Source organism: Streptomyces sp. NPDC059456, from assembly GCF_042750055.1.
In the GTDB taxonomy this organism is placed as follows: domain Bacteria; phylum Actinomycetota; class Actinomycetes; order Streptomycetales; family Streptomycetaceae; genus Streptomyces.
Map to the genome: position 1 here is coordinate 1 of NZ_JBHYVA010000348.1, position 8,600 is coordinate 8,600.

Consider the following 8,600-nt stretch of genomic DNA (forward strand, 5'->3'; position numbering starts at 1 on the left):
CCCGCCCCCGGTGTTCTGCTGTGTGGGGGGGGGCGGGGCCGGGCCCCGGCTTCGGGCCCCCCCCGGCCCCCTGGGGGCGGGGGGGGCCCGGGGGGGGGGGCCGGGGCTGCCCGCGCGTCGACATGGAGAACGGCACCAGCAGCTCCCTGGCCTCGCTGTTCTTCCCGCCCGGCGCCCCGAAACAGTTCATCAAGGGGCTGCCGCTGGACCACGAGCGGCTGGATGAACTGGAAGCGGAGGCGGCCGTCAACGCGTACCTGCCAGACTTCGCGCCGAAAGTGCTGTGGCGGACGCAGGCGGGCGGCTGGCTCCTGGTCGCGTTTCAGGGCGTGACCGCCACCCCTTGGGCGTGGTTCGCCGAGAGCAGCGACCACCTGGAGCCGATCGCCGCCGTACTGCGCGAGCTGAGCGCGTGCCCCGCCCCGGAGACACTTGTGAGGACGGCGTGGGACCGGTGGGGTGACTACTGCGATCCGGCTGACGAACACCTCCTCAGCGGTGACCGGCTCGTGCATTCCGACCCGGCCGCGAGCAATTTCATGATCGGGGAGAACAACCGGGTGTGGTTGACCGACTGGGCATGGGCGATGCGCGGCCCGGAATGGATCGATGCCGCTCTGTGGGGGATGCGGCTCGTCCTGGACGGCTGGCAGACCCCCGAGCAGGCGGCCCACTGGGCACGGTCCATCCCGGCGTTCGCGGGCGCCCCCCGCGAGGCGGTACGCGTCCTCACCGAAGCCGAGGCACGCTCGTTGGAGGCCTGGCAGACGTACGGGATGACCGAGCTCGACGAGACGATCACCGCGGCCCGCGCATGGGCCGCACACTGGAGCTGACGACGGCCACCGATCCCGGGATCGGCATGGGCACAGTGGGATCAGCCGCCTTGTCCGAGGACCGGCCGCATGCGCCTCGACGGCAAGCATGCTCATGTTCAACCGCAACCCGGCACGTACGGCCGGCCTTCAACGGACCCGCCGACCCGTCAACGGACGTCCGGGGCGGGGATGAAGCCGGGATGGGAAGCACGCTGGTCAGCTGATGATCGCGGTGGCTTCGATCTCGACCAGGTGCTCGGGGACATCGAGCGCGGCGACCCCGAGCAGCGTGGCCGGCGGGACCGGGACAGTCCCCAGGGTCGTGGCGGCCCGGGTGATCCCCTCCATCAACAGGGGCATCTTGTCGGGGGTCCAGTCGACGACGTGGACGGTCAGTTTCGCCACGTCGTCGAAGGAGGCGCCGACCCCGGCCAGGGCGGTGCCGATGTTGAGGTAGCACTGCTCGACCTGCGCGGCGAGGTCGCCTTCGCCGACCGTGACGCCGTCGGCGTCCCAGGCGACCTGTCCGGCGATGAAGACCAGCTTCGAACCGGTCGCGATGGACACCTGCCGGTAGGCGCCGATCTCCGGCAGTCCTTTGGGGTTCACCAGGGTAATGGCCATGCTGCCTGCCTTCGTTGCCTGGGGCGCCGTGCGGTCGAGTTCGTCGATCCGCACCGCGCCTTGCTCTCTTGTGGTTACTCAGGAACCGTAGGAGAGTGGCCCCTGACATGGAAGAACGCACTTTTCAGTGACTGGGGAACCTGATGGTGACCAAGCAGTTCACGGGCTCGCCCGACGAAGCAGACCTCAGGCGCGCGGACTCTCTGGGGCGGGAGATCTTCTCGGACGTCGCCAACAAGTGGGCGCTCCTGATCATCGAGGCCCTCGGGGAGCACACCCTGCGCTTCAGCGAGCTGCGCGAGGAGGTCGAGGGGATCAGTCACAAGATGCTCACCCAGAACCTGCGCATGCTGGAGCGCTACGGTCTGGTCGAGCGGACGGTGCACCCCGTCGTACCGCCACGAGTCGAGTACGCCCTCACCGAGCCCGGGCAGGCCCTGCGGGTGACGATCGACGGACTGTGCGACTGGACCCACCGGTACCTCGGCCACATCGAGGCCTCCCGCCAACGCTTCGACACTGCCTGACGGGTGAGGCACCCGCACGGGAAAGCGGGAGGCGTGGCCGGAGCAGGCGTCCGTGAGGTTCTGCGGTGCCGTTCGGGTGGCCTCGCCGCCCTCCAGGTGATCGGTGAACGTCCGTAGGCGGTCTGGGTCTTCGGGCCAGTCCGGGTCGGCGGCGGCCCTTCTGTCGAGTACAGCGATTGTGTCTTCATCCCCCGTGTACCACGCCGGTCACGCCGTGAAGTTCTCCGCCGACCGTCACCACGGCACGGCGATGCCGCACTTGAGCGGCGGTGGACGGTGCCGACACCGAGTCCGGCGCCGCGGGCGACAGCCACGAACCGGTTCCGGTTCCGGTCCCGGGCCGCGTCCGGAGCCAGTACGAGTGGGCGGCGATGATCAGGGCGGTGCCGTACACGGCGAACGCTGCCATCCCGATCCAGCCGACCAGCAGCACGTCGCCCGAGGAGTGGAAGTCACCGGGCCGTATCGTCACTGCGCCTGCCGTGGCCAGGGCCAAATACCCGGTCCCCACTACGCCGTACGGGGCGAGCGTGGCCGCGCCGAGCAGAGCCGGGGCGAGCGGGAGCCACCGCGGCACCCGTCGGCCGCGCAGGACCAGCGTCCAGCGCGGGAAGACCTGCCCCCACGGGCGGACCAGGCCCCAGAGCAGGAAGACGCCGAGCGCGGCAAGCAGCGCGGTCGGGTCCAGCCCCCAGGACTCCAGGGTGAGGAAGATTCCCGAGGCGCCGTTGCGCTCCGAGGCCGCGAGCATCTCCTCGCCCGTGATCCCCGCGAACGTGCCGCCGGACGCCCAGACCATCTTCATCGCCGCATACGGCACGAAGGCCACAGTCCCCGCCCAGGCGGCGAGTCGGGCACGCCGGGGTGCGGCGGACGGTGTGCGTACGGAGAGGGTGGCAGCCGGTCGATCGGACCGTGCCGTGGCTGCGAGCAGGACCGCCCCGACCGCCGCGAGGGCCTTGTTCACGGCGGCGGCCCCGCTGTCCACGCCCTGCCCGAATATCAGTGTGATCACATCCATCAGCAGGCTGAACGCAGTGATCCCGGCCAGGGCGCAGACCACCCAGAGCAGCACCCGCAACGGCGGCCGCAGCCCGTACCGCACCACCGCCCCACTGACCACTGCGGCCGACGTACCCACCGCCACGATCACCCAACCCAGCCCTGATCCCACGGAGTCAGTGCCGTGGTAGAGCAAGGGGGTCCCGCTCAGTGCGCACACCAGGCCGAAGCCGGCGTACGACATCCCCCACACCATCGTCGCCCCGGCCACCCAGCCCGGCCATCGCTGCCACCAGGCGCCCCAGAGTGCCTTCATCGTCCGTTCATCACTGGTCATGTCCTTGAACATCGCATCGAGGGTGGCGGCCTGACGTCGGCCGCCAGAACGACCTCCCTCCCCCAGCCGGGTGAGCTCAGCGGTTCCAAGGTCCTGGTCGTCCGGCTACCGCTGCCGGCGGTCTCGCCCGTCGGAACTGTCCTTTGCGGTCTCGGCGTCCAGTGTGGCGATGACTGGGCTCCCGGCGACGCCGGCGGTCCAGATGAGGGTGCGGCAGGGCCGCATGCGCCCGTCGGTGAGGGTGACGTCCTCGGGGCCCGCCTTGGCGACGGAGGTCCCGAGGGAGGCCTCGATGGCTGCCCGACCGGGCCGGTCGCCGAGCTCGGGGATCAGCTTCGGGGCGACGTCCACGAGGTGCCAGCTGATCTCGCGGCGGTCCGGCCGGGGGCATCGGCCGACGGCGTTCATGGTGAGCCGCTCCGGGGAGGCGGCCGTGTCGGTGCCCGGGTAGCCGCCGCCCACCACGACGAAGCCGAGCCGTGAGGCCCGTTCCGCCGAGCCTGGTGCGGCGGCGTCGGCCAGGTCGAGCCGGGCGATCACGTGGTCGCGCAGCTGGGCCGCCTCGGCCGGCGTCTTCAGGCCGCGGCCGTGCTCCGCCGGGCCTGGGTTGCCGAAGGTGCGGGTCACGGTTCGCGGCGCGAGCACCAGGTGGTGGTACGGCCCCGCCGGGCACGATCTGGGTCCGGTGGCGGCGGCTGCGGCGCAGCGACACCGCCACGGGCTGGGGGGTGAGCACCCCGGAGGCCACTTGCGGCAGCAGCGGCAGCCTCCAGGGCTGGGGCTGAGCCCGGGCGGCCCTCTCCGCTCGACCCGGCACGGGGCCGTCATCCGTCTTCGGCGCTTCTTCGCGGCCGGGCAGGTGCCGCGCGCGGGGTTCAGCCGCGGTTGCGGTAGCCGGGGTGGACTCCGGGCGTCAGTTCCTGTTCGGCGGCGACGCGTTCGAGGAGGTCGCGCAGGAGCGCCCGCTGCTCCGGGTCGAGGGCTGCGAGCAGGGCGTCCTCGTGGGCCGCGGCCGCGCGGGAGACCGCGCCGAGCGTGCGTCCGCCCTCCGCCGTGAGGTGGAGCTCGTAGTTGCGGCGGTCCTCGGCGCTGCGCCGTCGTTCGACGAGGTCCTTGCCCTCCAGGGCGTCGATGAGCGCGACGACGCGGCTCGGTACGACGCCCAGGTCCTCGGCGAGGGCCCGCTGGCTGCGCCCCGGCTGCCCGGCGATCATGCGCAGCAGTCCGACGTCCGCCGGGGTCAGCCCCAGGTGGCCGACGCGTTCGGCGAAGCGTCCGGCGGCGTGCGCGCCGATCTGGGCGAGGAGGAACGCGGCTCCGCGCGGCCCGGTGGCCGGGGCGGGGCCCGTCGTATGCGGTTGCCGGGGGCTGTTCACCGGCCTATCGTAAGCCATGCGCAATGATTCTCCTCGGTGAACGATTATCTTGAGAGAACGGATTCTGCCGTGACCGCCAACGCCGCCACTTCCGCCAACGCCACTGAGACACGCAGCCGCCGCGACCCGCAGGCCGGGCCACCGCCCGGCGTCCTCGCCGTGGTCTTCACCGCCCTCTTCCTCGCCGGGCTCGTGCTCAGCACCCTCCTCGCGGGCGGAGACCCCTTCCCCTCGCCCTTCGGCTCCACCGACACGGTGACCGCCTATTTCCGCGACCACACCGGTGCGGTCCGCATCTCCGGGGCCCTGCAGTTCGCCGCCTCGGTGCCGCTCGCGATCTACGCCGCGACCGTCTCGGCGCGGCTGCACAAGCTCGGGGTCCGCGCTCCCGGCGCCACCATCGCCCTCGCGGGCGGCGTCCTCGCCTCGGCCTTCCTCGCCTGCTCCGGGCTGGTCACCTGGGTGCTGTCGCAGCCCGAGGTGGCCGCGCACGCCGACCTCGTACGGGCCCTGCAGTACCTGGCCTTCGGGCTCGGGGGGCCCGCCCACGTCGTCCTGCTGGGGCTGCTGATCGCCGGGATCGCCGTTCCGGGGCTGCTCGCCGGCCTGCTCCCCCGCGCCTTCGCCGTGGCGGGCCTGACCGTCGCGGCGATCGCCGAACTGTCCACGCTGGTCCTGCTGGTCGACGGCGCCGCGCCGTTGTTGCCGGTCGCCCGGTTCGCGGGTCTGCTGTGGCTGATCGCGGCCGGGTTCCTGCTGCCGCGCCGCCGTGTCCGTACGGAGGGCTGACCACCATGACCGGCCCCACCACGACCCCCACCACGACCCCTGCTCCCGACCCCGCCCACGACCCGGCGGAACGGATGCTCCGCTTCCACCAGCCCGAGAGGGTCCTGCGGCACCTCGGCCCGGCCCCCGACGACGCCGCGCTCGCCGCCCTGTTCGGGCTCGACCCGGCCGGCTACCGGACGCGCCTGGACCGGTTCGAGGACCGGAACCGGGCGGCCGCCGCCGCGCTCGCGGCCGCGCCGGGGGCGGCCGCGCGCCTGGCCGGGCTGCCGTTCCGGCCCGGCGAACACGTCGTGGCCGTCGGGGAGAGCACCACCGCCGACCGGCTCTCCTGGTTCGAGGTCCTGCGGCACCTGCTCCCGGAGGGCGTCCGCTGCACCAATCTGGCCGTGTCCGGCAGTACGACGACCCAGGCCCTGGCGAACGTCCCGCTACTCGCGTTCCAGCGGCCCGACTGGGTGCTGTGCATGCTGGGGGCGAACGACGTCCAACGGCTGGACGGGTTCCCGCTGGTCGCCGCCGCCGAGACCCGCCGCGCCCTACGGGCCCTGCGCGACCTGACGGTCCGCCGGACCGGGACCCGGTGGATCTGGCTCACCCCGACCGGCGTCGACCCCGGGCGGGTCGGACGGTACGTGCACTTCCTGCGGGCGGGACTCGGCTGGGACGGGGCGGACCTCGACGCCGTCGCGGAACTCCTGCTCGCGGAGCCCGAGGTCACGGTCGACACCCGGGCCGCCGCCCACGGCCACGTGGAGGAGGACGGCGTCCACCTCACCCCGGCCGGCCAACAGCGCGTCGCGGCGGCCGTACTCGACGCGCTGGGGCCGGGGCCGGTCCGGCCGAAGGACGTCCCCGGCCCGCCGGAGCCGCGGCCGTGACCGTGCGCCCTACCGTGGCCGCATGGACCCCACGGTTGCCGCACCCGCCACCGACGGGGAGGACCCGGACCACGTCCGGCTGTCCGCGGCCCGACTGAAGGAACGCCTGTACGCCACCATCACCATGATCGCGGTCGTGGTGGGGCTGGCGTACTCGGCGCACGCACACCCCGGGGACGTGGCCCTGGCGGTGGCCGTGACGACGCTCGGCCTCTGGCCGGCCTCCCTCGTCGCCGACGGCCAGGCCCACCGCGTGGTGCACCGGCGGAACATCGGCGGGAGGGAGCTGCTGGAGATGCCGTACGTCTCCAGCCCCCTCCTGCTCTCGGCCGCCGGACCCCTGTTCCTGATCCTGCTCGCGGCACTCGGGGTGATGCCGCTGCACACCGCGCTGCTCACCGCGGCCTGGGTGAACGTGGCCTCGCTGTTCACCCGGGGCTGGTGCGGCGGGGTACGGAGGGGCAGCGGGCTGATCGTGTCACTGGTCGGCGGGATCATCGACGCGGCGATCGGGACCGCGGTCGCCCTGGTCAAAGCCGCCGGGCACTGACCCGGCGAAGGCCCGGCGGTCACCCCGGACCGAAGCGTTCGAGTGGTCGTACGGGCGGAACGCCACCGGACGGGAGTGTCGTCGTCCCGCCCCACCCGCCCGGCTCGATCATGTCGTGCCATGGCACCTCGCGAACTCCGCCCGGCATGGACCTCCTTGCGTCCCCGGGTCATCGGGATGGCGGCCGCGGTCCTGCTGGCCGCGGCCCCCTCGTACGCTGCTGCGGCAGAACCGTTCCCCGGCAAGGGGCCGGTCGTCGACGGCGGCGACGGCGCGGGCGTCGTGTGCCCACCGGGTCACGCCGGCCGGCCCACCCCCCACGGCAACGCGGACCTCCCCGGCGGGCCTTGCCGACCTCCGCACCACTGCGGCCCGTGCCGTCCCCCGCACCCCTGCCCGGACGGACCGCCCGACTGCGACGGGCCCGGCTCGCCCGAAGTCGGTGACGTTGCGGTGATCAAGGAGGACCAGAACACGGGCGACGTCCTGGCCGGAGCGGTCTTCCAGCTGTGGGAGGAGACCAACGGCATCCCGGGCCTGCAGACCACGGGCGCAGACCCGGACACCGACATCGGACAGCCCTGCACCACCGGGACCAACGGCGTGTGCACCCGTACCATGCCGTACGGCACGTACTACTGGTGGGAGACACAGGCGCCGCCCGGATACGAACTCCCGGTGAACCCCGTCTTCGGCCCGCTGGTGCTGTCGGCGGAGACCGCCGGTGAGGGTGTGACCGTCGTCGCCGAGAACGCACCGGAAGTCGACCCGCCCACGCGAAGGTGACCCGGGGTCGTCGGAATCGACGGCCCCTCCCTCCCTGCCTACCTCCCTCGGCGACGGTCAAGCGCTGCCTCGGGCGACTGAAGGTCCGCAAGGCCAGAGCCGGATGACGCGGGCTGACGGTCGCCGTCCGGTAGGGGCCGGTGCTCAGCCGGGCATCATGCCCGACTGCCCACAACCATGATCGCCCGACGAGTCCTAGTAGTACCCCTTCGCTCCGTCGAGCAGTTCCCGCACGATGTCCGCGTGCCCTGCATGCCGTCCGGTCTCCTCGACGAGGTGGATGAGCATCCAGCGGAGGTTGGCCTTGCCGGAGCGGTATCCGGAGTGGCGACCGACGTCGTCGAGGGAGGCTGCGGCCACGATTGCGTTGCTTCGGGCGCATTGCGTCTCATAGTCCGCGAGCAACTGCTTCAGTGTGATGCCGTCGGTGCGCCAACTGGCGTCGTCATCCGTCTCGTCGAAGGACGGGTTCTGCGTCTCGTCGCCGCCGAGGAACAGCACGTCCAGCCATGTGTGCTCGACCCATCGCATATGGCTGATGAGCCCGGCCATCGTCATCGCCGGCGAAGTCGGGATGACGGAGCGGTGCGCATCCTCCTCGCTGAGGCCCTCGCACTTCCATCGCAGGATCTGCCGCTGGAGATCCAGCCAGCCAAGCAGAGCGGTGCGCTCGTCGGCCTGAAACGGGGGACGTTCAAGTGAAGGGGCCATGCTGGCGGACGCTATCTTGCCCGGCATCCGACTGTCGCCAGGTTTTCAGCGACGTACAACGCTCAGCTCCTCACCTCGCCGGTGGTGCGGTGGGGGGGGGCGGCGCCCCGCCGCCCGGCCCCCCCCCCCCCCCCCCCCCCCCGGGGGGGGGGGGGCCCCCCCCCCGCGGGGGGGGCGGGGGGGCGGCGGGCGGCCGCGC

The 8,600-nt window shown here is 72.7% G+C and carries 10 protein-coding genes and 1 pseudogene; 6 read left to right on the top strand and 5 right to left on the bottom strand.

The window, feature by feature from the left end; all coding sequences use genetic code 11:
• The first annotated feature begins 122 nt into the window (after positions 1 to 122).
• Entirely contained in the window at positions 123 to 836 is a 714-nt protein-coding gene (locus ACFXA3_RS26150) for an aminoglycoside phosphotransferase (protein WP_385190720.1), read from the top strand.
• Between the two features lie 198 nt (positions 837 to 1,034).
• Here the strand turns inward: ACFXA3_RS26150 and ACFXA3_RS26155 are convergent, their stop codons facing one another.
• A complete protein-coding gene (locus tag ACFXA3_RS26155; RefSeq protein WP_385190722.1) occupies positions 1,035 to 1,442 on the bottom strand; it encodes a RidA family protein in 408 nt (135 codons plus the stop codon).
• Between the two features lie 143 nt (positions 1,443 to 1,585).
• Between ACFXA3_RS26155 and ACFXA3_RS26160 the strand changes: the two genes are divergently transcribed.
• Positions 1,586 to 1,969, top strand: coding sequence for a winged helix-turn-helix transcriptional regulator (locus ACFXA3_RS26160; RefSeq protein ID WP_385190723.1), 384 nt, complete (start codon positions 1,586 to 1,588; stop codon positions 1,967 to 1,969).
• 184 nt (positions 1,970 to 2,153) lie between these two features.
• On the opposite strand, the gene ACFXA3_RS26165 is transcribed toward ACFXA3_RS26160, so the two are convergent.
• The 3 genes and pseudogenes from ACFXA3_RS26165 to ACFXA3_RS26175 all read right to left on the bottom strand — a co-directional run bounded on the left by ACFXA3_RS26165 (position 2,154) and on the right by ACFXA3_RS26175 (position 4,702).
• The gene (locus ACFXA3_RS26165; RefSeq protein ID WP_385190724.1) at positions 2,154 to 3,308 is read right to left on the bottom strand and encodes a hypothetical protein; all 1,155 of its coding nucleotides are present in this window, start codon (positions 3,306 to 3,308) and stop codon (positions 2,154 to 2,156) included.
• Between the two features lie 141 nt (positions 3,309 to 3,449).
• Positions 3,450 to 4,187: pseudogene (locus tag ACFXA3_RS26170) on the bottom strand (NAD(P)/FAD-dependent oxidoreductase); the annotation flags it as partial.
• Complete coding sequence (locus ACFXA3_RS26175) at positions 4,184 to 4,702, bottom strand: MarR family winged helix-turn-helix transcriptional regulator (protein ID WP_385190725.1); 519 nt, start codon at positions 4,700 to 4,702, stop codon at positions 4,184 to 4,186. The gene ACFXA3_RS26175 and the pseudogene ACFXA3_RS26170, both read right to left, overlap by 4 nt.
• Positions 4,703 to 4,753: 51 nt before the next feature.
• Between ACFXA3_RS26175 and ACFXA3_RS26180 the strand changes: the two genes are divergently transcribed.
• The 4 genes from ACFXA3_RS26180 to ACFXA3_RS26195 all read left to right on the top strand — a co-directional run bounded on the left by ACFXA3_RS26180 (position 4,754) and on the right by ACFXA3_RS26195 (position 7,690).
• Positions 4,754 to 5,473, top strand: a complete 720-nt coding sequence (locus ACFXA3_RS26180) for a hypothetical protein (RefSeq protein ID WP_385190726.1) — start codon at positions 4,754 to 4,756, stop codon at positions 5,471 to 5,473.
• Positions 5,474 to 5,478: 5 nt separating this feature from the next.
• Positions 5,479 to 6,354, top strand: coding sequence for an SGNH/GDSL hydrolase family protein (locus ACFXA3_RS26185; protein WP_385190728.1), 876 nt, complete (start codon positions 5,479 to 5,481; stop codon positions 6,352 to 6,354).
• Positions 6,355 to 6,376: 22 nt separating this feature from the next.
• The gene (locus ACFXA3_RS26190; RefSeq protein WP_385190730.1) at positions 6,377 to 6,904 is read left to right on the top strand and encodes a hypothetical protein; all 528 of its coding nucleotides are present in this window, start codon (positions 6,377 to 6,379) and stop codon (positions 6,902 to 6,904) included.
• 120 nt (positions 6,905 to 7,024) lie between these two features.
• A complete protein-coding gene (locus tag ACFXA3_RS26195; protein ID WP_385190732.1) occupies positions 7,025 to 7,690 on the top strand; it encodes a prealbumin-like fold domain-containing protein in 666 nt (221 codons plus the stop codon).
• A gap of 195 nt (positions 7,691 to 7,885) precedes the next feature.
• On the opposite strand, the gene ACFXA3_RS26200 is transcribed toward ACFXA3_RS26195, so the two are convergent.
• Positions 7,886 to 8,401, bottom strand: coding sequence for a DinB family protein (locus ACFXA3_RS26200; protein ID WP_385190734.1), 516 nt, complete (start codon positions 8,399 to 8,401; stop codon positions 7,886 to 7,888).
• Positions 8,402 to 8,600 lie beyond the last annotated feature (199 nt).